This window comes from Frigoribacterium sp. PhB160, assembly GCF_003751785.1.
Classification (GTDB): domain Bacteria; phylum Actinomycetota; class Actinomycetes; order Actinomycetales; family Microbacteriaceae; genus Frigoribacterium.
The window spans coordinates 752,954-777,430 of record NZ_RKIE01000002.1 but is presented as its reverse complement, the minus strand read 5'-3'; the positions used below and the strand labels follow the sequence as shown (position 1 = coordinate 777,430).

The 24,477-nt window shown below is 74.6% G+C and carries 24 protein-coding genes; 14 read left to right on the top strand and 10 right to left on the bottom strand.

The annotated features are described in order from the left end of the window. Positions 1-21: 21 nt before the first annotated feature. Entirely contained in the window at positions 22-1,734 is a 1,713-nt protein-coding gene (locus EDF38_RS12620) for a sodium:proton antiporter (protein ID WP_123355738.1), read from the top strand. An 82-nt stretch (positions 1,735-1,816) separates the two neighbouring features. Then, complete coding sequence (locus EDF38_RS12615; RefSeq protein ID WP_123355736.1) at positions 1,817-3,229, top strand: ABC transporter permease; 1,413 nt, start codon at positions 1,817-1,819, stop codon at positions 3,227-3,229. A 95-nt stretch (positions 3,230-3,324) separates the two neighbouring features. On the opposite strand, the gene EDF38_RS12610 is transcribed toward EDF38_RS12615, so the two are convergent. Beyond that, positions 3,325-3,645, bottom strand: a complete 321-nt coding sequence (locus tag EDF38_RS12610; RefSeq protein ID WP_123355734.1) for a hypothetical protein — start codon at positions 3,643-3,645, stop codon at positions 3,325-3,327. A 62-nt stretch (positions 3,646-3,707) separates the two neighbouring features. Beyond that, positions 3,708-4,289 (bottom strand): 8-oxo-dGTP diphosphatase, encoded by a 582-nt coding sequence (locus EDF38_RS12605; RefSeq protein WP_123355732.1) that lies wholly within the window; start codon positions 4,287-4,289, stop codon positions 3,708-3,710. A gap of 93 nt (positions 4,290-4,382) precedes the next feature. Between EDF38_RS12605 and EDF38_RS12600 the strand changes: the two genes are divergently transcribed. The 6 genes from EDF38_RS12600 (at position 4,383) to EDF38_RS12575 (ending at position 9,088) form a co-directional block, all read left to right on the top strand. Next, a complete protein-coding gene (locus EDF38_RS12600) occupies positions 4,383-4,733 on the top strand; it encodes a hypothetical protein (protein ID WP_123355730.1) in 351 nt (116 codons plus the stop codon). Positions 4,734-4,805: 72 nt separating this feature from the next. Continuing rightward, entirely contained in the window at positions 4,806-5,330 is a 525-nt protein-coding gene (locus EDF38_RS12595; protein WP_123355728.1) for a hypothetical protein, read from the top strand. Between the two features lie 16 nt (positions 5,331-5,346). Next, the gene (locus EDF38_RS12590; protein WP_123355726.1) at positions 5,347-5,649 is read left to right on the top strand and encodes a hypothetical protein; all 303 of its coding nucleotides are present in this window, start codon (positions 5,347-5,349) and stop codon (positions 5,647-5,649) included. A 67-nt stretch (positions 5,650-5,716) separates the two neighbouring features. Further along, positions 5,717-7,825, top strand: coding sequence for a S9 family peptidase (locus EDF38_RS12585; RefSeq protein ID WP_123355724.1), 2,109 nt, complete (start codon positions 5,717-5,719; stop codon positions 7,823-7,825). A 51-nt stretch (positions 7,826-7,876) separates the two neighbouring features. Beyond that, the gene (locus EDF38_RS12580; protein ID WP_158613373.1) at positions 7,877-8,452 is read left to right on the top strand and encodes a DUF1697 domain-containing protein; all 576 of its coding nucleotides are present in this window, start codon (positions 7,877-7,879) and stop codon (positions 8,450-8,452) included. A 42-nt stretch (positions 8,453-8,494) separates the two neighbouring features. Continuing rightward, entirely contained in the window at positions 8,495-9,088 is a 594-nt protein-coding gene (locus tag EDF38_RS12575; RefSeq protein ID WP_123355720.1) for a hypothetical protein, read from the top strand. Positions 9,089-9,161: 73 nt separating this feature from the next. Here EDF38_RS12575 and EDF38_RS12570 read toward each other — a convergent pair whose 3' ends face one another. Further along, complete coding sequence (locus tag EDF38_RS12570) at positions 9,162-9,839, bottom strand: CYTH domain-containing protein (RefSeq protein WP_123355718.1); 678 nt, start codon at positions 9,837-9,839, stop codon at positions 9,162-9,164. Positions 9,840-9,961: 122 nt separating this feature from the next. Between EDF38_RS12570 and EDF38_RS12565 the strand changes: the two genes are divergently transcribed. After that, a complete protein-coding gene (locus EDF38_RS12565; protein ID WP_123355716.1) occupies positions 9,962-11,356 on the top strand; it encodes a phosphotransferase in 1,395 nt (464 codons plus the stop codon). A gap of 81 nt (positions 11,357-11,437) precedes the next feature. Here EDF38_RS12565 and EDF38_RS12560 read toward each other — a convergent pair whose 3' ends face one another. Then, positions 11,438-13,195, bottom strand: coding sequence for a pyruvate dehydrogenase (locus tag EDF38_RS12560; protein ID WP_123355714.1), 1,758 nt, complete (start codon positions 13,193-13,195; stop codon positions 11,438-11,440). A 140-nt stretch (positions 13,196-13,335) separates the two neighbouring features. Here EDF38_RS12560 and EDF38_RS12555 point away from each other — a divergent pair, with 140 nt between their 5' ends. Next, complete coding sequence (locus tag EDF38_RS12555) at positions 13,336-13,608, top strand: mycoredoxin (protein ID WP_123355712.1); 273 nt, start codon at positions 13,336-13,338, stop codon at positions 13,606-13,608. Positions 13,609-13,706: 98 nt separating this feature from the next. On the opposite strand, the gene EDF38_RS12550 is transcribed toward EDF38_RS12555, so the two are convergent. The 3 genes from EDF38_RS12550 to EDF38_RS12540 form a co-directional block, all read right to left on the bottom strand. Further along, complete coding sequence (locus EDF38_RS12550) at positions 13,707-14,102, bottom strand: VOC family protein (protein ID WP_158613372.1); 396 nt, start codon at positions 14,100-14,102, stop codon at positions 13,707-13,709. A 130-nt stretch (positions 14,103-14,232) separates the two neighbouring features. Further along, positions 14,233-16,365, bottom strand: a complete 2,133-nt coding sequence (locus tag EDF38_RS12545) for a DEAD/DEAH box helicase (protein WP_123355708.1) — start codon at positions 16,363-16,365, stop codon at positions 14,233-14,235. Positions 16,366-16,758: 393 nt separating this feature from the next. Further along, positions 16,759-18,021: an aminoglycoside phosphotransferase family protein gene (locus tag EDF38_RS12540; RefSeq protein ID WP_123355705.1), complete on the bottom strand. Its 1,263-nt coding sequence runs from the start codon at positions 18,019-18,021 to the stop codon at positions 16,759-16,761. Positions 18,022-18,140: 119 nt separating this feature from the next. On the opposite strand from EDF38_RS12540, the gene EDF38_RS12535 reads away from it, so the two are divergent. Both EDF38_RS12535 and EDF38_RS12530 read left to right on the top strand, forming a co-directional pair. Next, positions 18,141-19,175, top strand: a complete 1,035-nt coding sequence (locus EDF38_RS12535; protein ID WP_123355703.1) for an FUSC family protein — start codon at positions 18,141-18,143, stop codon at positions 19,173-19,175. Then, positions 19,168-20,154, top strand: coding sequence for an alpha/beta fold hydrolase (locus EDF38_RS12530; protein ID WP_123355701.1), 987 nt, complete (start codon positions 19,168-19,170; stop codon positions 20,152-20,154). Before EDF38_RS12535 ends, EDF38_RS12530 begins: the two co-directional genes overlap by 8 nt. Here the strand turns inward: EDF38_RS12530 and EDF38_RS12525 are convergent. Both EDF38_RS12525 and EDF38_RS15950 read right to left on the bottom strand, forming a co-directional pair. Next, complete coding sequence (locus EDF38_RS12525; protein ID WP_123355700.1) at positions 20,151-20,888, bottom strand: triacylglycerol lipase; 738 nt, start codon at positions 20,886-20,888, stop codon at positions 20,151-20,153. The two genes, EDF38_RS12530 and EDF38_RS12525, sit on opposite strands and share 4 nt — an antisense overlap. 57 nt (positions 20,889-20,945) lie before the next feature. Continuing rightward, positions 20,946-21,299, bottom strand: coding sequence for a hypothetical protein (locus tag EDF38_RS15950; RefSeq protein WP_123355698.1), 354 nt, complete (start codon positions 21,297-21,299; stop codon positions 20,946-20,948). Positions 21,300-21,600: 301 nt separating this feature from the next. Here EDF38_RS15950 and EDF38_RS12515 point away from each other — a divergent pair, with 301 nt between their 5' ends. Both EDF38_RS12515 and EDF38_RS12510 read left to right on the top strand, forming a co-directional pair. Beyond that, positions 21,601-22,140: a Dps family protein gene (locus EDF38_RS12515; protein WP_123355696.1), complete on the top strand. Its 540-nt coding sequence runs from the start codon at positions 21,601-21,603 to the stop codon at positions 22,138-22,140. A gap of 102 nt (positions 22,141-22,242) precedes the next feature. Next, positions 22,243-23,463 (top strand): NAD(P)/FAD-dependent oxidoreductase, encoded by a 1,221-nt coding sequence (locus EDF38_RS12510; protein ID WP_123356077.1) that lies wholly within the window; start codon positions 22,243-22,245, stop codon positions 23,461-23,463. 100 nt (positions 23,464-23,563) lie between these two features. Here the strand turns inward: EDF38_RS12510 and EDF38_RS12505 are convergent, their stop codons facing one another. Further along, a complete protein-coding gene (locus EDF38_RS12505) occupies positions 23,564-24,439 on the bottom strand; it encodes an SMP-30/gluconolactonase/LRE family protein (protein ID WP_123355694.1) in 876 nt (291 codons plus the stop codon). Between the last annotated feature and the right edge of the window lie 38 nt (positions 24,440-24,477).

Below are 24,477 nucleotides of genomic sequence, written 5' to 3'. Positions count from 1 at the left end.
ACGGAACGAGGACGCTGACCGATGGAACTCGCCGAGGTCCTCATCATCCTGAGCGGGTCGCTGCTCGTCACCGGCTTCGCCCGCTGGAAGGGCCTGCCGGCGCCGCTGCTCACCGTCGCCGTGGCGCTCGCCGTCTCGTTCATCCCCGGGGTGCCCGACGTCGAGATCGACAGCGAGGTGATCCTCACGGTGGTCCTGCCGCCGCTGCTCTACTCGGCGTCGCTCGACGTGTCGCTGCTGAACTTCCGCGAGAGCCGGGTGCAGATCCAGCGGCTCGGCATCGGCGCCGTGGTCGTCACCGCCTTCGTGGTCGGGGCCGTCGCCTACGTGCTGATCCCGGACATGACGTGGCCCGCCGCCGTCCTCGTGGGAGCCGTCGTCGCGCCTCCGGACGCGGTGTCGGCCGCCGCCATCGGCCGCAAGCTGGGCCTGCCGCGCAAGGTGATGACGGTGCTCTCGGGCGAGAGCCTGATCAACGACGCGGCGTCGCTGACGCTCGTCAAGGTCTTCCTCGCGATCGTGGGCGGCGCGACGCTCACGGTGTGGCAAGACCTCGGCATCTTCGGCCTCGCGATCGGCGTCGGCGTCGCGGTCGGCCTCGTGCTCGGCGTCGTCGCGCACCGCGTGCGGATGAAGGTCGACGACCCCGTCGTCGAGAACGTGCTCGGCCTGCTGCTGCCGTTCGTCGCCTACATCACCGCCGAGGAGCTCAGCGGCTCGGGCGTGCTCGCGGTCGTCGCCGCCGGCCTCTACGTCGGCTTCAACTCGCCCCGCACGGGCTACGCCACCCGCCTGCAGGAGAGGCCGTTCTGGGCCGCGGCCGACGTGCTGCTCGAGGGCTTCGTGTTCGCGCTGATCGGCCTGCAGCTGCGAACCGTCGTGCAGGAGGTCGCCGAGAGCGACCGCGGACTCGCCCAGAGCGTCGGCGTGGCCTTCGTCGTGCTCGCCGTCGTCGTGCTCGTGCGGCCCGCGTTCGTCTTCGCCAGCTACTACGCCGCCCGCGTGCTGCGCTACCTGCTGCTCTCACGGCTGCTGCGCGGCATGCGACGCGTGCCGGCGCTCCGTCGCGTCCGGTACCACCCGCAGCCGCGGCTGGACTGGCGGCAGCTCAGCGTCATCTCGTGGACGGGCATGCGCGGCGTGGTGACCCTCGCCGCCGTCGTCTCGATCCCGGCCGTCACCGACAGCGGGGTGCCCGTGCCGGCGCGCGACACGATGTTCCTCATCGCCTTCGTCGTCACCGTGGGGACGCTGCTGCTGCAGGGCCTCACCCTGCCCGTCGTCATCCGCTGGCTCGGCGTGCAGGACGCGGGGCAGCGCGACCGCGACCTCGCCGCCCAGCTCGCCCTCGTCGCGACCAGCACCCGCGAGACGCTCGAGTACGTCGAGGCCCGACGTCCCGCCTGGACGGCGCAGTACGGCCCCGAGCTCACCGAGCGGGCGATCCAGGCAGCGACCACCCGGCTCGTCCGCGAGAACGAGGTGCTGCAGCGCCGTGCCGTCTCCGACGCGGAGGACCGCGACGACACGGGCGCCGAGCGCGACCGCCGCCGGGCCGTGCCCCGCGCGATCGGGCAGGTGCGCCGCGAGCTGCTCGACAAGCGTCGTGAGGTGGTGCTCCGCGAGCGCGACGCGGGCGCCCTCGACGAGGAGGTCATGCGCCAGGTGCTCATGGGGCTCGACGCCGAAGAGCTCGCGATGGACACGAACGCGCTCTCGAGCACGCGGTCGTGACGGGCGTCGCCCCGTCGGCGGCCGGAGCCCGGGCGGCCCCCCGGCCCCGGCGTATCGTGACCGACGGGACGAAGGAGGAGCGGTGACGGTCGACGCACGCAGGCACGACGAGCAGGGCGCAGGAGGCGCGGGGCGCGTCGTCGGCGACGTCAAGCCCCAGCCGGGTCGCTTCCGCCGCTGGTACTCGACCCTGCACCCGTCGCTGCAGCTGATCGGGCTGCAGCTCTGGCTGCCGCTGTTCTTCATCGTCGGCTTCTGCCTCTGCTACATCGCCGCCTTCCACGCCCCGCACCCGCACGACGTGCCGATCGCCGTCGTCGGGTCGTCGAGCCAGCTCGGCACCGCGCTCGAGGAGGCCCAGCCGGGCGTCTACGAGGTGCGGTCGTACGCCGACGTCGAGGCGGCCCGGTCGGCCGTGACCTCCGGCCACGCCGCCGTCGCCTGGGACCCGTCGAGCTCGACCATCTACAAGGCCAGCGCTCACCAGTACCAGGTGTCGGCGCTGATCCCGGCGATGCTGACGCCCGTGCTCGAGGCCGGCGGCGCGACGCCGACGGTCACCGACCTCGCCCCGCTGCCGGCCTACGACGAGTACGGGACGGTCTCGCTCTACCTCATGCTCGCCTGGTGCATCGGCGGCTACATGGTCGCGATGTTCATCGGGCTGATGGGCGCGCCGCTCCGGCACCGCACGCGCATGACGGTGATCGTCGTCGGCGGCGTCGTCATCTCGCTGGTCACGAACGTGCTCGCCGGTCCGGTCGTGGGCGCCGTCCAGGGCCACTTCGCCGAGCTCGTGCTGCTCGGCTGGGCCTGGATCGTCGCGATCGGCCTCACCGTCAACGGCATCAGCTACTTCGTCGGCCGCTTCGTCGCCCTGCCGGCGATGATCGTCTTCGTCTTCTTGTCGATGCCCGCCTCGGGCGGCGCGTACCCGGCCTGGTTCATGCCGCAGCCGTTCGCCTGGCTCAACGCGGTCGTCGTCGGCAGCGGCATCACCGAGATGCTCAAGCGGGTGCTCTACGACGTGGGCCCGGGCTACGGCCGCGGCCTCACGATGCTCGTCTCGTACGCGGTCGCCGGCCTCGTGCTCACGCTCGTCGGCAAGCGCTGGTGGGAGGCGCGACGCATCCGTCGCATCGTCACCGGCCGCACCACCATGTTCGCCGACGCGCAGACGGCCAACCGCGAGTTCCTCACCGCGGAGCGGGACGAGGTGCTCGCCCGCCACGGGCTCGTCGCGACCGACACCGGCACCATCGCCACGATCACGCCCGAGGAGCGGGAGCGGCTGGAGCGCGGCGAGCGCGCCGTCGACGACGACCAGCCGCTCGGCGACATGCTGCTCGGCGGAGCGGGCGGCCTCGAGGCCGAGGAGATGAGCACCCGCCCGGTGGACGTGGTGGCCGGGCCGCGACGCGGAGCCGGAGCCGAGGGCACCGGGCGGTCGGACGACCGGGGCGGGCGGGGCGGCGGACGCGGGCGCGCCTCCTAGGGTCACGGGCCGGTCCCGTCGGGGCTCGGACGACCGAGGGCCCGGACGCAGGTGCGTCCGGGCCCTCGGCGCGTCGGTCGGTCGACGGAGCCTGGTCAGCGGCTCGCGGCGACCGCCTCTCCCGTCCCTCGACGCCGGGCCAGGGCCTGTTCGGCGGCCCGGTCGGCGCGGGAGGAACGGACGGCGTGGGCGGCGAAGACCGCCAGGGTCGTGACGAGGCCCGCGGCCGAGAGCACGAGGCCGGCGCCGCCGAGGAGGGCGCCGACGACGAGGGCTGCCAGGGCGAGCGCGAGCAGGAGCGGGACGAGGTGCGCGAGGGCCCGGCGGTCGCCTGCGACGGGGGCCGGCCGGGTGCGGAGGGGCGCGGCGACCGCGACGCGGGACCCCTCGCGGGCGGCGCTGGCGATGCTGGTCATGACGCGTCCCTCGGTCGCACGGCGTCGTGGACCGGTGTCCGGACTGCTCGTCCCGACCGACTCTAGGGACGGCCCGGACGGGCTGCGCCCCCCTCTCCCGGGGCCACCCGCACGGGGGCAGAACGTCCCGGAGTCGGCAACTCGGAGGACACGGGACGCCGGTCCTCGGGGGTCATCGGCCGGTCGTCGGCGACCGTCGCGAGGTCGGCGGCGAACGAGTAGACGTGCTCCACCCGCCCGCCCGCGAGCACGTCGGGGAGCCAGCGCCGGGCGTCGTCCCACATCTCGTCGAGCGGGAGGGCGGCGACGTCGTGCCAGGCCGGTGCCAGCTCGTCGGTCTCGACGGGGTCGCCGGTCCAGCGCCGCGTGACGAAGACCGTCGAGTGCTGGCTCCAGGCCTCGCGGTGCGGGAAGAGGTAGAGCAGCTGGCCCCGGTGGTCGAGGTCGGCGCGGTCGACGACGACGCCCGACTCCTCCGTGATCTCGCGGAGGGCCGCCTCGACCGCCCCCTCGCCCGGCTCGAGCTTGCCGCCGAGGCCGACGTGGTACCCGACGCCGAGGCCGGTCTTCTTGCGGCCGAGCAGCACCTCGGTGCGCCCGTCGCGGTCGCGGAGCAGGTAGGTGACGCAGACGCGGTAGGGCATGCGGGCAGGGTACCGGGGCCGGCGGCCACGGCGTCGCGGGAAGGCTGTGCTGCCGGGGCTTCTCTGTGGGGGGCGGCGCGTAGGCTCGTCCGCATGCCCGAGACACCCGACGCCCTCCGCGGCGGCGTGCCCGAGTTCCGCGGGGCCGGGCGCAGCCTCGAGGTGCTGCGCGCCGAGGCCCACGACGAGCTGGCCGCCCTGATCGAGCTTCGCTGTCGCGGCGGCGAGGACCCGTGGGACGTCGTCCCGGGCCTGCCGACCGTCGACGAGCAGGTCGTCATCTCCCTGCGCGCCGACGCCCGCGGGGTCGGCGGCGTGCCGGTCGGCGGAGGCGGCGGCGCCGACGACGAGCTGCGCTTCCTCCGCGGCGTGGCGCTGTGGCACCCGGAGCTGTCGCGGGCCGTCTGGTCGCTCATGGGGCGCATCGACGCCGCGTCGCGCTGACCCGCACGGCGGGCCTCGCGGCTCGGGCCTCGGGTCTCGCGTCGTGTCGGTGGCCCGTCGTAGCCTGACCGCATGCTCTGGACCGACGTCGTCACCGTCACCCTCGGCGCCTTCGTGGGCGCCGGCGCCGCCTTCGGCGCCAACCTGCTCGTGCGCCTGCTCGAGTCGCGGCGGGCCGAGGCCTCCGCGCTGAACGAGCTCGTCACCGAGATCCACTTCCGGCGCGTGCTGCGGCGCATCGTGCCGACGCGCAGCCCCGACGCGGCGGAGGACGACCCCGACTGGGCCCACGCCCGCCGCTCGATCGGGGCCCTGCGCGGCGTCGTCCGCGGGGCCCGGCGGCACACACGACCGAAGAGCGCCGCGCTCCCGGTGCTCAACGAGATGACCCTCGCCTGCAACGAGTTCCTCGACGACAGCGAGGACCACCCCGACCTGTACCGCCTGCACCTCATGCAGCTGCACGCCCGGCTCAACGCGAGCGTGCGACGGCTCCGCTCCGACCGTCGGGCCATCGCCGACCTCGAGCCGGGACAGGCCCGGCTCGGGGCGACGGTCGAGGGGCTGCGCCCGCCCACGGCGCTGCCCGAGGCGTGAGCGTAGCGTCGTCGTCATGAGCCACGCCGACGACACCGCCCCGACCGAGCCGCACGCCTCCGCCGCCGAGGGCGACGTCGACGGAGTCACCGACGACCTCGCCTTCGAGACGGCTCGCCTCGCCGCGGGCGAGGACGTCGACGGCACCGCGACCCTGCCCGGGGTGCACTCCCCCTCCGCCGCCGAGAAGGCCGGCACCGGCGACGACCCCGACGACCTGGGCTCGGCGCCCGACCCCGCGGAGGCCGACGTGGCCTCGGACGAGTACCCCGAGCGGCCGCGCACGCCGGGGCTGACGTCCGACGACTCCGGGGCCTGACACCGCGCCTCCGGACGGCCGTGCCGCCCACCGGCTGAGCGTCGGAGGCGCTGGCTAGGCTGGGCGGATGGCCTCCGTCCCCGCTCCCCGCGCCCCGCGCAAGCCCGTCACCCGCCGCCACCACGGTCACGACTTCGTCGACGACTACGAGTGGCTGCGCGCCAAGGAGGACCCCGAGGTCATCGCGCACCTCGAGGCCGAGAACGCCCACACCGAGGCCGAGACGGCGCACCTGGCCGGGCTCCGCGAGACGATCTTCGAGGAGATCAAGGGGCGCGTGCAGGAGACCGACCTCGGCGTGCCCGTGCGGGAAGGCTCGTGGTGGTACTACTCGCGCACGGCGGAGGGGCAGCAGTACGGCATCCACTGCCGCGCCCCGATCAGCGGGCCCGACGACTGGACCCCGCCGCAGGTCGCCGCCGACCGCCCGGCCGACGGCGAGCAGGTGCTGCTCGACGGCAACGTCGAGGCCGAGGGCACCGACTTCTTCTCGATCGGCAGCTTCGACGTGTCGGCCGACGGGTCGCTGCTGGCCTGGGCCGTCGACACGACGGGCGACGAGCGCTACGTGCTGCGCGTCCGCGACCTCGAGACCGGCCGCGACCTCGACGACCGGGTGGAGGACACCGCGCCCGGGGCCGTCTTCGACGCGACCGGGCGGTACGTCTTCTACCCCACGGTCGACGAGTCGTGGCGACCCGACACCATCTGGCGGCACGAGGTCGGCAGCACGGGCGACGACGTCGTCGTGTTCACCGAGGCCGACGACCGCTACTGGATCGGCGTGGGCCTGACCCGCAGCCGCCAGTACCTCGTCGTCGACGTCGGCTCGAAGATCACGAGCGAGACCTGGCTGCTCGACGCGAGCGACCCGACCGGCGAGTTCCGCGTCGTGTGGCCGCGTCGGGAGGGCGTCGAGTACGACGTCGAGCACGCGATCGTCGCCGGCAGCGACCGCCTCCTCGTCGTGCACAACGAGGGGGCCGAGAACTTCGAGCTGGTCGACGTGCCGGCCGACGACCCCACCTCGACGACCGACCGCCGCGTGGTCGTGCCGCACCGCGCCTCCGTCCGGCTCGAGTCGGTCGACGCGTTCGCCGGCCACCTCGTCGTCGAGTACCGCCGTGACGCCCTGCCCCGGTTCGCCGTGCTGCCGCTCGGCGCCGACGGCTACGGCGAGGCCGTCGAGGTCGAGTTCGACGAGCCCCTCTTCGCCGCCGGCGCGGGCGGCAACCCCGAGTTCGGCCAGCCCACCGTACGCTTCGGCTACGGGTCGTTCGTGTCGCCGTCCTCGGTCTTCGACTACGACGTGCGGAACGGCGAGCGCCGCCTGCTGAAGCAGCAGGCCGTGCTCGGCGGCTACGACCCCGCCGACTACGAGCAGGCCCGCGAGTGGGCCACGGCCGCCGACGGCACCCGCGTGCCGATCTCGCTCGTCTGGCGCCGCGACGCCGTTCCGGTCGACGGCCCGGCGCCGGTGCACCTCTACGGCTACGGCTCGTACGAGCACAGCATCGACCCCGGCTTCAGCGTCGCGCGGCTGTCGCTGCTCGACCGCGGCGTCGTGTTCGCCGTGGCGCACGTGCGCGGCGGCGGCGAGATGGGCCGCGCCTGGTACGAGCAGGGCAAGACCCTGACCAAGACGAACACCTTCACCGACTTCGTCGACGTCGCCCGCCACCTCGTCGCCGAGGGGCGGACCACCCCCGAGCAGCTCGTCGCCGAGGGCGGCAGCGCGGGCGGACTGCTGATGGGCGCGGTCGCGAACATCGCCCCCGAGCTCTTCGCCGGCATCGTCGCGGCCGTGCCGTTCGTCGACGCGCTGACGAGCATCCTCGACCCCGACCTGCCGCTCACGGTGATCGAGTGGGACGAGTGGGGCGACCCGCTGCACGACGCCGAGGTCTACGAGTACATGCGCGGCTACTCCCCCTACGAGAACGTGCGCGAGGGCGTCCGGTACCCGCGCATCCTCGCCGTGACCTCGCTCAACGACACCCGGGTGCTCTACGTCGAGCCCGCCAAGTGGACGGCGCGGCTCCGCGACGTCGGCGCGCCCGTGCTGCTCAAGACCGAGATGTCGGCCGGGCACGGCGGCGTCAGCGGTCGCTACGAGTCGTGGCGCGAGCGCGCGTTCGAGATCGCCTGGCTGCTCGACGTACTCGGCCGGGCCTGAGCGACGCGGGCGGACGAGGTCGTGGCCGGAGCTGGCGTGGGCGGGGCTGGCGTGCGCGGCGCTGAGGTCGGGCGCGGCGTCGACCACGTCGCCCTCTGGCGCGGCGTCAACGTGGGCACGGCCAAGCGCCTGCCGATGGCCGAGCTGCGGGCGACCGCGGCGACCCTCGGCTGGCGCGACCCCGCGACGCTGCTCAACAGCGGCAACCTCGTCGCGACGACCGACGGCCCGGTCGGGCCCGACGACGTCGCGGCCCTCCGGGCGGCGGTGCTCCGCGTCAGCGGGGTCGACGCCGCCGTCGTCGTCCTCGCCGGCGCCGAGTTCGTCCGCCTCGCCGCGGCCGACCCCCTGCGCCGGGAGGGGCGACCGCCGAAGCTGCGGTCGACGGCCTTCGCGCAGGTGAGCGGTGCGCTGGCCGGCGTCGCGCCTCCCGACGTCGACCTCGGCGACGAACAGCTCGTCGTGACGCCCGACGCGATCTACCAGTGGCTGCCCGACGGCGTGCTCGCCTCCCGGGTGCCCGCGGCCTGGTGGCGGACGCTGCCCGTGCCCGTGACGGCCCGCAACGGGGCGACGGTGCAGAAGATCGTCGACGTGCTCGAACGACGGGCCGTGTCGAGGGCCTGACGCGGGAGTCGCGGGCGACGCGTCTGCCCCTACGATGACCCCGTGGACGCTCCCGTGCTCGCCGACCGACGCCTCGTCGTCGCGCCCGGCCCCTCCCCCGTGGGGTCGCGGGCCGGAGGCGCGCCGCCCGCCTGCCTCGAGGGTCGCGACGACCTCCTGTCAGGCCACCGCTACCTGCTGACCCTCTCGCCCGTCGACGTGCCGTGGCTCGGCGACCGCGAGTGCTCGATCTTCGTCCGCTGCGGCTTCAGCGTGTACGGCGACGAGAGCGACTGGCCCGAGATCGGGCTCCGCGCCGTGCTGCACGAGCCGTCTCCCCGCGGCGACGCCGTCGACGCCGCGCTCCCGTCGCTGGGCGAGGCCGCCCTCGTCGTCGCGGCCGAGGTCGACGCCCCCCGCGGCGCGACCGCCCTGGTGCGGGCCGGAGGCGCGCCCGACCTGGTCCTGCAGCAACCGCTCGACGCCCTCCCCGTCGTGCGGCACGGGCTCACGTACCTCTTCGAGGTCGACGACGACGGCTGGCCCGAGGGCTTCGCCGAGGAGCGGCCCCTGTCGCACGGCGCGGTCTACTTCTTCGGCGAGGTCGGGGACGACGGCGTCGTCCGTCAGGTCGTGCCGGGCGTCGTGCAGTTCTAGGCCGGGTGCCGGACGTCCGGCACACGGCACCGGGCACCGGGTCCGACGCCCGACGGCCCGACGGCGCGACGGGTCAGGCGCCCGGCAGCGGTTCCTCGCCGAGCCCGCGGGCGAGCTTCGAGCGCGAGCTCGACGGCACGGCGCCGGCACTGCGCAGCACGGCCTCCACCGCCTCGAGCAACGCGTCGCCGTCGACGCCGTCGAGCCCCGGGGCCAGCTCGACCTCCCACTCGCGCCACGACCGGCGCGTGCCGGTCTCGGGCTCGCTCGCCGAGACGGCGTCGTCGGCCAGCTCGGCCAGCTCGGTGCCGTCGGCCGCGCGGAGGCGGTGCGCGGTGCGCGTCGTCTCGAGGACGAGCACGGGAGCGACGTCGCGCCCGTCGAGCCGGTCGGCGACCCGCTCGAGCAGCTCGGCCGGGACGCCGTCGCCGGCCTCGCCGAGCGGGGCGTGCACCTCGCGGCGCCCGGCCCCCGCGCCGGTCGGCGGCAGCTTGAGGTGCCAGCCGGCGTCGTGCCCGCCGGTGCGGCGGCGGAGGGTGACCCGACCGCCGAGGAGCGGACGACCCGGGGCGTCGTGGTACGTGGCGGCGAGGTGCGCGGGCGGGTCGACGTCGACGCGGGCGACGCGCAGGTCTCGACCCGCGCCTCCGGCGCTCGGGTCGCGGGGCGTCGTGCCGACGAGGTCGGGGACGACCGCGGTCTCGTCGACGTCGTACTTGCGCTCGATCTCGGTCTGCTCGGCGGGGCTCATGAGTCCTTGATAGTCGGCCGCGGGACGGGCCGGTCGGCGGTTCGCCCACCGCGGAGCCCGCCGCGGGCCGGAGAGCCGCACCCCGGGGGCCGCCGCCGACGCCCGCGGCGTACGCTGCGAGGATGAGCGACGTCGCCCCGAGCCTTGCTGGTTGGATGGCGCGTCAGCGCTGGTACGCCACCAAGGGCCGCACCCCCCAGATCCGCGTGATCGGCTCCTTCGAGGCCGACCTGGACGGCGTGCTCGCCGTCACCCTCCTCGTCATCGACGAGGCGCCGGACCTGCCCGTGCTCTACCAGGTGCCGGTCGTCGCGCGCCGGTCGCCCCTGCCGGGCGGCGACCACGCGTTCATCGGCTCGGCCGACGACCTCTACCTCTACGACGCCCCGCACGACCCCGCCTACGCGAGGTACCTCTTCGGGCTCATGGCGGGCTCGGTCCACGTCGACGGCTCGGACGTCGTCGTCGACGGCACCGAGCTCGTCCCCGCCGGCACGGTGCGCCGCTCGCGCGTGCTGTCGGGCGAGCAGTCGAACACCTCGATCATCTTCGACGTCGAGGGCGGTCCGGTCGAGCACGCCATCGCGAAGGTGTTCCGCGTGCTGCACCACGGCGACAACCCCGACGTCACGACGCAGGCCGCCCTCACGCAGGGCGGGTCGACGCGCGTGCCCACCACCTTCGGGTCGCTGCACGGCAACTGGCCCGACCCGGGTCGCGACCACGGCACGGCCAGCGGGCACCTCGCCTTCTCGCAGCAGTTCCTCGCCGGGGCGGAGGACGCGTGGCGCGTCGCCCTGGACGCCGCCGGCGAGCACCGCGACTTCACGACCGAGGCGCGCGACCTCGGCGTCGCCGTCGCCGAGGTGCACGCCACCCTCGCCGAGCAGCTCGGCACCGTCGAGTCGGACGACGACACGGTCGCCGCGGCGCTCGTCAGCATGCGCCGCCGCATCACGACGGCGGCCCGCGAGGTGCCCGAGATCGCCGAGCACGAGGCGGCCGTGCTGGCCGTCTACGACCGGGCGGCGGCCCTCCGCTGGCCGCGCCTGCAGCGCATCCACGGCGACCTGCACCTCGGCCAGGCCCTCCAGGCGCCCGGTCGCGGCTGGACCCTGCTCGACTTCGAGGGCGAGCCCCTGCGGCCGATGCCCGAGCGGTCGCGCGCCGACGTGCCGCTCCGCGACATCGCGGGCATGCTCCGCTCGTTCGACTACGTCGCGGGGTCGCTCGCCCAGCAGGTGCCGAGCGTCGACGCGGCGGCGTGGGCGCACGACGCGCGGGTCGCGTTCGTCGACGGGTACGTCGCGTCGTCCGGCGTCGACGTCCGGGCCGAGCGCGCGCTGCTCGACGCGTTCGAGATCGACAAGGCCGTGTACGAGGCGATCTACGAGAGCCGCAACCGACCTGACTGGATCGACATCCCGATCGCCGCCGTCCGTCGGCTCGTCGCGCGATCGGGCGCGGCTCCCGCCGTCGCGCCGGGCTCGACCACGGCCTCGCCCGAGGACGACTGACCGACGCAGGAGGCGCGGTGCCGGTCCCCGGGACCGGCCCCGCGCCTCCTGCGCTCGGCTCCCCCGCCGCGGGGCCCGGCCCTACGGGCGGGGCACGTTGCGCAGGTTCGAGCGGGCCATCGAGACGACCTCGCCCGCGCCGCCGTTCATGACGACCTTCGACATGGCGAGCGAGAAGCCCTTGACCTGGGCCCCCGTGATGGCGGGCGGCAACGACAGCGCCTGGGGGTCGGTCGCGATGTCGATGAGCGCCGGCCCGTCGTGCTCGAAGACGGCCTCGAAGCCGTCACGGAGCTCGCCCGGCTGGTCGACGTGCACGGCGTGGATGCCGATCGAGCGGGCGACCGCGGCGTAGTCGACGTAGGGCACGTCGACGCCGAAGTCGGGGTAGCCGTCGACGAGCATCTCGAGCTTGACGAGGCCCAGCGTCGAGTTGTTGAAGACGACGATCTTGACCGGGATCTCGTACATCTTCGCGGTGACGAGCTCGCCCATCAGCATCGAGAGGCCGCCGTCGCCCGACATCGAGACGACCTGGCGCCCCGGGAACGCGAGCTGCGCCCCGAGGGCGTGCGGCAGCGCGTTCGCCATCGAGCCGTGCAGGTACGAGCCGAAGACGCGACGCCCGGCGGTGGGCGTGACGTAGCGGGCCGCCCACACGTTCGCCATGCCCGTGTCGGCGGTGAAGATCGCGTCGTCCGCCGCGACCTCGTCGAGGATCGAGGCCGCGTACTCCGGGTGGATCGGCGTCAGCTTCTCGGCCTTCTTCGTGTAGGCCCCGACGACGCCGGTCATGAGCTTCTCGTGCTTCTTGAGCATCTTGTCGAGGAAGCGGCGGCTCTTCTTGGCCTCCACCAGCGGGGCGAGGAGGCGGAGCGTCGGCAGCACCGCGCCGTGCACCGGCACGTGCACCGTCGCACGGCGCCCGATGACCGCGGCCTCGACGTCGACCTGCGCGATCGTCACCTCGTCGCCGTCGGGCAGGAACTGCGGGTACGGGAAGTCGGTGCCGAGGAGCACCAGCAGATCGGCGTCGTGGATGCCCGCGTGGGCCGCGCCGTAGCCCAGGAGGCCCGTCATGCCGACGTCGTAGGGGTTGTCGTGCTGGATGACGTCCTTGCCCCGGAGGCTGTGCCCGATCGGGGCGCCGATGCGGCCGGCGAGCTCGATGATCTCGTCGTGCGCCCCGCGACCGCCCTCGCCGACGAAGAACGCGACGGTGCCGGCGGCGTTGATCGCGTCGGCGAGCGCCTGGACGTCCTCCTGCGCGGGGACGAGCTCGGGCGCGCGGGTCGTGAGGAACGGGGGCGTGGCGCCCTCGGCGTCGAGCTCGGCGACGTCGCCCGGCAGCGTGACGACGCTGACGCCGTGGCCGGCCATCGTGTGGCGGATGGCGGACGCGACGACCGACGGCGACTGCACGGCGGTCGAGACCATCTCGGAGTACCCCGAGCACTCGACGAAGAGCCGGTCGGGGTGGGTCTCCTGGAAGTAGTCGGAGCCGATCATGGCGCTCGGGATGTGGCTCGCGATGGCGAGCACCTTGGCGCGGCTGCGGTGGGCGTCGTAGAGCCCGTTGATGAGGTGCAGGTTGCCGGGTCCGCACGAGCCGGCGCAGACGGCGAGCTCGCCGCTCATCTGGGCGTCGCCCGACGCCATGAACGCCGCGGCCTCCTCGTTGCGGACGTGGATCCAGTCGATCCCGCCCTTCTCGGACCCTCCGGTGCGACGCACCGCGTCGACGATCGGGTTGAGGCTGTCGCCGACGATGCCGTAGATGCGCCGCACCCCCGCGGCGACGAGCTGGGCGATGATCTGGTCGGCGACGGTGTCTGCCACGGGGTCCTCCTGGTGCTGCGGGTGGTGGTGCGCGATCTGGGGGCGGGCGACGGCCGGCGTGGTGCCCCCGCGCCTCCTGCGCTCGTGGCTCCCAGCCAACTCCCCCGGCCCTCACGGCTGCCCGGGCCTAGCCTGGGGCGATGACCGACACCGCCACCTCCTACGTCCCCGAAGCCGGCACCATCACGATGTTCAGCACGTCGTGGTGCGGCTACTGCGCCCGCCTCAAGCAGCAGCTCGGCAAGCAGGGCATCGGCTTCACCGAGGTCAACATCGAGGAGGTCGCCGGCACCGCCGAGATCGTCGAGAGCGTCAACGGCGGCAACCAGACGGTGCCGACCGTGATCTTCCCCGACGGGTCGACCGCGACGAACCCGTCGCTCGCCGACGTGCAGGCGAAGCTCGGCCTGTAGGCCGCGGCCGCAGGCGCCCCGCTCGCGGGGATCGAGGGAGGGCCGGTGCCCGACGGATCCGTCGGGCACCGGCCCTCTCTCGACGCGGGGCCGAGACCTCAGCTCTGGGGGGCCGCGGCGAAGAACTCGATCTGGTTGCCGTCGGGGTCCTTGACCATGAGGGTTGTGCCGAAGTCGGGCTCCTCGAGGTCGGAGTCGATGCCGGCCGCGGAGGCGTGCTCCTGCCACGCGACGACGGCGTCGCGGTCGCTCACGGCGAAGCCGATGTGGTCGAGGCCGGGCACCGTCGGGTCGAAGGCGACGGCCTTGCCCTCCGTGTAGGCGGTGACGCCGAGGATCTGTCCGTTGCCGACCGAGAACAAGCGCCGGTCGAGGCCGTCGAGCTCGATGCGGCCGACGGGGCCCGCGCCGAACAGCTTCTCGTAGAACGCGAGGCTCGCGTCCAGGTCGGAGACGGTGATGGCGACGTGGGCGTAGCCGTTGATCTCGGGCACGGGGTGCTCCTTCGTTCGGTGGTCCGCCCACACAACTCGGGGCGACTGGGAGGCGCCTCCTCCCCGCCGGCGAACTGCGCGCGACGGACAGACACCGCCCGCCGCGCAGCCCGCCCGCCCGCCCGCGCGGCTACGCCTCGAGCGCCTCCGTCAGCAGCGACACGAGCGCGCTCAGCTGGATGTCGGCCGAGTCGACCACGTCGCTGTCGTCGCCGTCGAGGGCCCGCGCCGCGAGGCCCGCCTTGCTGTCGATGAGCTCGGCGATCTTGGTGTCGATCGTCTGGGCGGCGATGACGCGCCACGCGGTGACGGGCTCCTCCTGGCCGATGCGGTGCACGCGGTCGATGGCCTGGGTCTGCTCGGCGTCGGTCCACGAGAGCTCGGCGAGAACCACGTTCGACGCGACCTGCAGGTTGAGCCCCACGCCCGCCGCGGTGAGCGAGCAGACGACGACCTCGACCTCGGGGTCGTTCACGAACGCGTCGATCTGGCGCTGGCGCACCGCCGGCGTCTGGTCGCCGCGGATCGACGAGTACTTGATGCCGCGCTTGGCGAAGGTCTGCTCGGCGGTGTCCATGACGTCGATGTGCTTGGCGAAGAAGACGACCTTGCCGACGTTGCGGGCGAGCTGCGCGGTGTAGTCGGCGGCGAGGCCGGCCTTGGCCTGGCCGATGCGCCGCACCATGCTGAAGACGTTCTCGCCGTTCTTCGCGGTGGTGGTGTCCTCCAGCTCCCACTTCGCGACCTGGCGGACGAGGTCGTGGTCGATCCCCTCGACCCGGACGCCGGAGGCGCGGGCCGCGAGGGCGGACCGGTACCGGCTGACGAGACGGCGCGCCAGCTCGCGCTCGGCCTCGCGGATCGACCGGCCGGCCTCGTCGTCGAGCTCGACGGGCAGGTCGGCGATGCGGCGGGCCGGGATGTCGGCGGCCACGTCGACCTTGCGACGCCGGACGATGCCGAGGTCGATGACGATCTCGCGGGCGGACGGGAAGAAGCCCGGGTCGGCCGGCGTGAGGCCCGCCTCCTCCAGCTGCTCCATGAGCTCGGCGGCGGGCTTCTTGTCGCCGATCCAGCCGAGGAACTCCCAGATCGCCCGGAAGTCCTCGATGTCGTTGATCAGGGGCGTGCCGGTGAGGGCCATGAGCAGCGGGTGCGCCGTGCGGGCGCGGATCCGCTCCGAGAGCTGGAGCACGTGGCGCGAGCGCTGCGACTCCTTGTTCTTGATGAAGTGCGCCTCGTCGACGATCATGCCCTTGAAGCCGAGGTCGCCGAGCCAGCCGACGTGGCGGTCGAGCACCTCGTAGTTGACGATGACGACGTCGGCGAAGGCGTCGAGGGTGTCGCCGTCGCCGTGGATCACGGTGGCGCTGCGCGTCGGGGTCCAGAGCTGCACCTCGCGGGCCCAGTTGGTCTTGACGACGTTCGGCACGACAACGAGCAGCGGGTAGGCGCCCGCGGCCTGGGCGGCGAGCAGCGACTGGGCCGTCTTGCCGAGGCCGGGCTCGTCGGCGAGCAGGTACGTGCGGTGGCCCTGGCGGGCCGACTCGACGAGCTGCGCCTGGTGGTGCATGAGGGTCGCGCCGGCGGGGGCGTCGACCGTGGTCGGCTCGGGCAGCGGCATGCAGGCGGGGCCGCCGCCGGCGCCGTACTCGAACGACTTGAAGAGGGGCCCGAAGAGCTCCCAGTTGGCCAGGCGCACCGGGTGCACCTCGCGGGCGACCTCGGCGAGCGAGAAGTCGGGCGGCAGGAAGGGGTTCGCGAGCTGCCGCGACACGACCGACTGCGGGACGACCTGACGCTCGGAGGCGGGCGCCACGGGCGCGGCCTCGCGGACGATGACCTGCTCCTCCGGGGCGATCTCGAGCCCGGCCGAGAGCTGCATGTCGCGCTTCAGCGCCCTGGCCGTCTCGGAGACGACGGCGTCCTCGCCGAGGAGGGCGATGAGGGAGGTGTCGCGCGCGGCCGTCTTCGCGAGGATCTGCGCGACGCCGTCGAGGCGCTTCATCTGCTCGGCGCGCTCGGAGTCGCTGACGGACTGGTCGACCTTGACCCGGGCACGCTCCTCGCGCATGAGCAGGGCGATGACCTGGAACTTGGTGCGGCTGGAGGGCTTCACCTGACCCCGCTGGGCCGCCGCCTCGACCTCGCGCACGGCGCGGGCGAGGACGGGGATCAGCCCGTCGTTGTCGACCTCACGGCGACGGTGGGGGCGCTGGGCGGTGCGGGTGCCGCCCTGGTGACGCTGGCCTGGTCGAGCCAAGGCTCCTCCTCCTCGTCGACGGTCACGTCGACGGTGCTGTGTCGCCGATGGCGACGGTGGTGCTGCGGCGGCCGCGGAGTGCGGCCGGCGTGGCCGGGCCCTGGCGACGCCGGTCGGGAGACCGACGACGGGGCGGGCACGGCACGGGCGGACGGCGATGTGGTGCGACGACGACCGGCCCGGGGGCGGCGTCGTGTGCCCGGTGGCACCGCCGGGTCAGCGAGCACGGGGCCGCGGCGACGTCAGATCGTCGACGCGTCCCGGATGAGCCAGCAGACCGGGTCGGGACTCCGTGTCTCACGACGACACGGACGGTGCTGTGGGGCAGTTTACGCCGAGCGGGCCCCGTGACGCCAGCAGCGCCTCCCGGTGTTTCGTCGACCCGTGCCTCGCCTAGGCGAGCGGGTCCGCGGTCGCGGCGGAGGCGGGCGGCGCTGCAGCCGGTGTCGCGGCGGGCTCGGGCGGGGACGCCGCGAGCGTCCCGGCGGCCGCCTGGACCAGCTGCACCGCCTTCCGGCGACCGGTGTCCGTGCCGAGCGTCGCCTGCCCGCCCGCGTGCGCGAGCAGCTGCGACGCCACGGCCGGGGCCAGTCGGTCGGCGAGGTCCGGCGCCGTCTCGGCCCAGCGGCGGGTGACGTCGTCGGCGAGCCGCTCGCAGGCCCGCGCCTCGGCCTCGTCGCCGTTGCCGCGGTGCCACTGGCCGGTGACGACGAGGTGGGCGACGAGCGCGGCGGCGTCGCGGGCCGGGTGGCCGAGGCCCGCCGTGTCGATGTCGAGCAGCCCGGTGACGCGCCACGGCTCCGCGGGGTGCACGAAGAGCTGCTCGAGGTGCAGGTCGCCGTGGATCACGACCTGGGGATCGGCCGACCAGGAGGCGCGGCGCCGCTCGATCTCGTCGTACAGCCCCGCGATCGCCGTCGCCTGGTCGGGCAGCGACGACGTGAGCGTCGACCGGTGCCACGCGCCGTGGTCGAGGGCGTCCGACTGGGCCCGGCCCGCGGCGGCGACCCGGGCCGTGCGCCGGCCGAGGTCGACGACCTCGTCGACGAAGCGCGGGTCGTCGGCCAGCTCGACCACCCGCTGGCCCGCGGCCACGCCGGGCACCCGCTCGAGGACGAGCAGCCCGTCGGCGCGCGAGGCGAGCACGGCGGGCACGGGCAGCCCCTGGGCCCGGAACGCCTCGTGCAGGGCGACGATCGGGCCGACCCGGTCGGGCCGGACGACCTTGAGGAAGAGCGTCGCCTCGGCGCTGTCGAGCCGGATGACCGCGCGCTTGCCCGGCCGGTACGCGGCGACGCTGAGGGTGGGCGACGAGACCGCGACGCCGAGCTCGGCGAGGGAGCGCGCGACGCGGTCGGGGTAGGTGACCCCGGCGAGCGCCGGCAGCATCGGGTCGGCCGGGTACGCCCAGACGGCGAGCGGCCGGCCCGTGGCGGGGTCGGTGGTGAGCACCGACGAGGCGTCGGCGGTCGAGACGTCGGTGTCGATGAAGGTCAGCACCGTCGCGGTGACGCCCGCCGCGTCGACGGTGTCGACCTCGTAGCCGTAGAGGAACCCGCGCCCCGACGGCTCGACCGAGTGCGGCCGGAACGCGACGACCGTCACCCCCGAGCCCGCGAACGCGACGGGGAGCACCTCGGCAGAGTCAGGCCACACACGGTCATTGAACAGCGTCCGGGCGTCGAGGGGGGCCCGACCCGGCCGGTCGGTGACCAGATCGTGACCGGGGCTCGCGTCCGGGCCGCGCCGCCGGGGCCCGCCGGTACGCTGACCCGGTGGACATCGTCTCGCGCATCCGGCAGACGAAGCGCACGCCCCTGCTGCAGGTCGTCAAGACGAGCGTCGCCGTGGTCGTCGCGTGGTTCGTCTCCCTGGCCCTGCTCGAGCAGGCCCTGCCGATCTTCGCCGCGATCGCCGCCCTCCTCGTCGTGCTGCCGAGCGTCAACCAGTCGCTCGTGCGCGGCCTCGAGCGCAGCGTCGGCGTCATCGGGGGCGTGGTGCTCGCCTACGGCGCGGGCCAGCTGCTCGGCGACTCGACCTTCGTCGTGCTGGCGCTCGTCGTCGTCAGCCTGCTGCTCGCCTGGGCGCTGCGGCTCACGCCGAGCTCGGCGAACCAGGTGCCGATCTCGGCGATGCTCGTGCTCGCCATCGGCGCGCAGACGCCCGGCTACGCCGTCGACCGGATCATCGAGACGATCATCGGCGCCGTGGTCGCCCTGGCGGTGAACGCCCTCGTCGTGCCGCCGGTGCTGCTCGCCCCGGCGCACCTCGCCGTCGGGCGCCTGGCCCGCGACCTGGCCGCGGTGCTCGACGACCTCGCCGCCGTGCTCGTCTCCCCCGACGCCGACGAAGCCCGCCTCACGGCGATGCTGGAGCGGGCCCGCCGCCTCCGGGACCTCCAGGCCACCGCGGTCGCCGCGGTGACCGCGGGCGAGGAGAGCCTCATGCTGAACCCCCGCGCGAGCCGGCAGCGGTCGTTGCTCGAGGCCGACGCCGCGACGCTCACGCGCCTGACCGCCCTGGTGCACCGGGTCGTGGCCATGACCCGGTCGGTCCGCGACAACCACGACGAGTCCCTCGCCGACGACCCCGTCGTCGCGGGCATCTCGGTCGAGTTGACCCGCGCCGCCCACGACGTCCGCCTGCTCGCGCGCGAGGCCGACGAGGCCCGGGTGCCCGGGCGCGTCGACGACCTGCCGGCGCTCACGGCCCCCCTGACGGTCCTCCGTCCCGACCCGGTGCACTGGGTGCTCGTCGGCTCGCTGCTGGAGGACCTCCGCCGGGTCCGCGAGGAGATCATCGGTGCCTGACCCGGCGGACGCCCGCCGCCGCTACGCGCCGTACGGCCTCGAGACCCGGCCGGAGGCGCGGGGCCTGACCCGGCAGGAGGTCGCCACCCGGCACGGCGCGGCCGTCGTCCACCACGCCGGCCTCCCGGCCCTGCCCGGCGAGCACGGCGACGACGACGCCCCCGTCACCGTCCTCCTCCACGGCGCCGCCGGCTCGTGGACGACCTGGACCCCGTACCTGCGCGCCGCCGACGAGACCGGCCGCCCCGTCGCCCGGCCCGTGCTCGTCGACCTGCCCGGCTGGGGCGACTCCCCCGAGCCCGCGGTCGCCCTCGACGTCGAGGCGGCCGTCGACGTCGTCCTCGAGGTCGCCGACGCCCTCGGCGTCGACCGCTTCGACCTGGTGGGCCACTCGATGGGCGCGCTCGTGGCCCTCCACCTCGCCGTTCGCGTGCCGACGCGCGTCACGCGCCTGGGCCTCGTGTCGCCGACGTCGTTCGCGGCGCTGGAGGCGACGGACCGCCCGCTCACCGGCCTCGTCCGCCTGCCCGCGCTCGTGCTGCTGCGCGCGGTGTTCGCGGTGCTGCCCCGCGCCTCCTCGGGGCTGCTGCGGGGGGCGACCCGGCTGGGGCTGCTGCGTCCGCTGTCGTCGCCGGTGTTCCGGCACGTGCGGCGGGTGCCGCGGTCGGTGCTCGAGGCGTTCGTCGCCGAGATCCGGCCGCGCGGCTTCGTGGCGGCGACGCGGTCGGCCCACGGCTACGACACGACCGCCTGGTCGCGCGTGGCGTGCCCCGTGGCGGCGGTGGCCGGTGCCGACGACGCCTTCGCCGAGCGCCGCGACCTCGCGCGGCTGCGGCTCGTGCTGCCCGGCGCCCGCACGACGCTGCTGCCGCGGTGCGGCCACTTCGCCCACGTCGAGTGGCCGTTCGCGACCGTCGACGCGCTCGCCCCGACCGAGCCCGCACGCGCCGCCGCGGCCGACGGGGAGGCGCGGGCCTAGTCGCCGGCCTCGCCCGCCCGCCTGCCCCCGCCGTCGACCTCGGCGACGACCATGTCGACGCACGTCGGGTCGCCGAGCGGCCGGAAGTGCCCGTCGACGGGGAAGGTCACGTTGGTCGCGCCGGGCAGCATGCTGCCCTCCGTGACGTGGGCGTCGAAGCCCGAGGCCATCGACGTGATGCGCGCGTTGGCGTCGAGCTGCTCGGCGAGGCGGAGGAGGTCGGCGTCGCGGGGCGAGAAGGCGCGGAGGGCCCGGGTGCGGAGCACGAGCGCCCAGCGCGACCCGGAGAACGGCGAGTTGACGGCGACCATGCGGTCGATCCGGCGCTCGACGTCGGTCGTCACCATCATCGTCTTGCCGATGAGGCCGCCCTTGCTGTGGGCGAGCACGACGACGTCGCGGAGGTCGTGGGCGTCGAGGACGCGCTGCGCGGCCTCGGCCGTGGCCTCGATGGGCCGGGTGTTGTGCCCGAGTCCCGGCACGACGACCACCGGGTGGCCGAGGTCGTTGAGGCGGTCGGCCATCGGTCGGAGGAAGCGCCAGGTCTCGTAGACGCCGGGCAGCAGCAGCACGGGCGCCGCGTCGCCCTGCCGGTAGCGGGCCGGCACGCGCCGGGCCGAGCGGGGCACGAGGTGCACGCGCCAGACGTAGGGGTAGTCGAACATCAGCGTGCGGAGGAAGCGCAGGAGGCCGACCCGGCGGTGCCCCTCGCCGCGGGACGGTGTCGAGCTCATGCCTCCCACGCTAGACGCGGGACGGGCGGCGGGCTCAGCGGGCCCCGGGCCGGGCGCTCAGCGGGCGGCGACGGTCGGCAGCACGCCGAACGGGGCGCCGTCGGGCCAGGCGACGCACTCGACGGCCTCGCGGGCGTGCTCGAGCACGAGGTCCCACTTGGTGCAGATCGACGCCCACGGCGGCGGGAAGGCCTGCGCGTCGCGGAGCAGGGACAGGGCGGCCGCGCCGTAGCCGGCCCGAGCGGCGGCGTTGGCCGCGTCGGGCAGAGCTCCCATGACACCGCGGACCACGAGGACGCGGTGGTCCCAGGTCATGAGCTCGATGTCGTCGAACGCCCCCCAGGCGCTCTCGATCTCGCGTCGCAGCTCGACGATCTCGCGGGATTCCCATCCCTCGGTCGCACTCGTCATGTGGCCCCCCTCAGAGCCGGCGGACCGCCCTTCGGCGAGCCCCTCGTTCACCGGCCGAGCGGCCGGAGACTCAGAAGATACCACCGGGAAGGTTCTGCGACGAAGGGTCCGTCTGCCCCGATTTCTCGGGGCACCCGAGGGGGCGGCACGACGGGTGAGGCGCCTCCCCCGGGGGCCTTGTCCCCCGTTGCCTGAGCCGGGCGGCGACCCGCGGTCTACCGTCCACGACGTGCCGCCGACACCGGCGCGCGCCCGCGTCGACACCCCGACGCCCACCGACACACGACGAACAGGAGCCACCATGTTCCAGGGATCAGACGCCCTGCACGACAACCTGCAGAAGGTCCTCGTCGACCTCATCGAGCTTCACATCCAGGGCAAGCAGGCGCACTGGAACCTGCTCGGCAGCAACTTCCGCGACCTGCACCTGCAGCTCGACGAGATCGTCGACGCCGCCCGCGAGTTCTCCGACGAGGTCGCCGAGCGCATGCGCGCCGTCTACCTCGTGCCGGACGGCCGCTCGTCGGTCGTCTCTGCCGGGACCGCCCTGCCCGAGTTCCCCGCGGGCCCGGTCGAGACGACCGCCGTGGTCGACCTCATCGTCGACCGCATGTACGCCGCGACGAACACGATCCGCACCGTGCACGACGACGTCGACGACGAGGACCCGACGACGGCCGACGTGCTGCACGGCATCCTCGAGCGCCTCGAGCAGCTCGCCTGGATGACCGGCGCCGAGAACCGCCACCCGCAGAAGGACGCCGCCAAGCCGGAGACCCGCGAGCGCGACGAGTCGGCCGCGGCCGAGGGCCTCGACCGCGTCGGCGCGATCGCCAACTAGCACCGACCGCCTGCCCCGAGCAGGCACCACCGACGGGGCACCGCCCCGGAGATCCCCTACGCGACCTCCGGTGCGGTGCCCTTCCTCACGCTGGGAGACACCATGACCGACACGAGCAGCACCGGCCCGACCACCGACGGCACCGCCCCCGAGGCCTTCGACCACGTCGTCGTCGGCGGCGGCATGGTCGCCGCGACCGCCGCCGCCGCGATCCGCGAGGCCGCCCCCGACGCGACCGTGCTCGTCCTCAGCGACGACGTCGACGCGCCCTACACGCGCCCCGCGCTCTCGAAGAAGCTCTGGACCGACCCCGAGTACACCGAGGACGACAACGACATGGGTCTCGCCGGGACCGGGGCCGAGCTGCGCCTGCGGACGCGCGCCACCGCGATCGACCGAGACGCCCGCACCGTGACGACGTCGGACGGGGCGACCGTGTCGTACGGGCGCCTCCTGCTGGCCACCGGCGGGTCGCCGACCACCCTCGACCTGCCCGACGACGACCGCGTGGTGTACTTCCGCACCTCGGCCGACTACCGCCGGCTGCGCGCGCTCTCGGGCGGGCAGCGCCACGTCGTCGTCGTGGGCGGGAGCTACATCGGCACCGAGATCGCCGCGGCGCTCGTGCAGAACGACACCCGGGTCACCCTGGTCTTCCCCGACGAGGTGCTCGGCGGCGCCGTCTTCCCGCCCGAGCTGGCCTCGTCGTTCGAGCGCCGGTACGAGGAGGCGGGGGTCGCCCTGGCCCGCGGTCGTCGCCTCGAGCGCGGCACGGCCGACGACGCCGGGCTGCACCTCGTGCTCGACGACGGGTCGACGCTCGACGCCGACGCGGTCGTCGTCGGGCTCGGCATCACGCCCTCGGTCGAGCTCGCCGAGCAGGCCGGCCTGACGGTCGACGACGGCATCGTCGTGGACGCCTCGCTGCGCACCAGCGACCCCCTCGTCTTCGCCGCCGGGGACGTCGCGATGTACCCCGACCGCATCCTCGGACGTCGTCGCGTCGAGCACGTCGACAACGCCAAGGAGCAGGGCCCGCTCGTCGGGCGCGTCATGGCGGGCTCGGACGAGGAGTACGCGCACACGCCGTACTACTACTCGAAGGTCTTCGACCTCTCGTACGAGGCGGTCGGCACGATCGACTCGACGACGGACACGGTCGTCGACGACAAGGGCGACGGCGCCGCCGTCGCGTACTACCTCAGCGACGACGCCGTGGTCGGCGTGCTGCTCTGGAACGTCGACGAGGCACGCGACGCCGCCCGCGCCGTGCTCGCCGAGGGCTCGGCGGTCGACCGCGACTCGCTGGTCGGGCGGATCTGAGGCGACCGGCTGCCCGACGGACGGGCCCCGGGGACGCGCACCGCGCCTCCCCGGGGCCCGTCGTCGTCGCGGCCCGTCGCCGTCGAGGCCGTGCCGGTGGCTAGGCCCCGGGACCGAAGAGGAACGGCGCGCGGCCCGCACGATCGAGGTCGAGCGCGAAGACGCCGCCGCTGAGCGGGTGCGCGGCGAGCTGGTCGGCGTCGAGGCCCTCGCGGGCCGACAGCACGAACAGGGTGCGGAGGTCGGCACCGCCGAAGCCGATGCCCGTGACGTTCGGCACGGGGAACTCGACGCGCTCGAGCACCTCGCCCCGGGCGTCGAGGTGCACGACGACGCTCTCGCCGTGCACGGCGCCCCAGAACTCGCCCCGCTCGTCGCGCGCCAGGCCGTCGTGCGACCCGGCCGACGAGAACGGCACGAGCTCGCCGAGGGCGCCGTCGGCGTCCCAGCTCGCCCGGTAGATCGTCTCCGCGTCGGTGTCGGTGAGGTAGATCTCGCTGCCGTCGTCGTTCCACTCGAAGCCGTTGGTGGTGCTGAAGTCGTCGCGCAGCAGGGTCACGGCGCCGTCGGGGCCGACGCGCCAGAGCCCGGCGACGGGCTTCCCGTCGGGGTCGAGGGCGCCGACGACGAAGGCGCCGAACGGGTCGCACTTGCCCTCGTTGAGGCGCATGCCCTCGTGGGCGAGCTCGACGGTCGCGAGCTCGCGCTCGACCACGCCGTCGTCGTCGGTGAGCACGACGCGGTCCTCGAGGGCGGCCACGAGGCCACCGCCCCGGCGTCGCTGGAAGCTGGGGAGGGGCGGGTCGACCACCGTGGTCCGGTCGCGGAGCCCGTCGGCGGAGGTGCGGTGCAGGAGGCCCGGCGTGATGTCGGTCCAGACGAGCTCCTGCGCGTCGACGTCCCAGACGGGGCTCTCGGCCAGTTCCGCCCGGGCGTCGAGGAAGAGGCGGGGCGCGGCGGTGACGGAGTCGGTCATCGGCCCCGTCTACCAGCCGGGGCTGGTCGCCGGGTCCT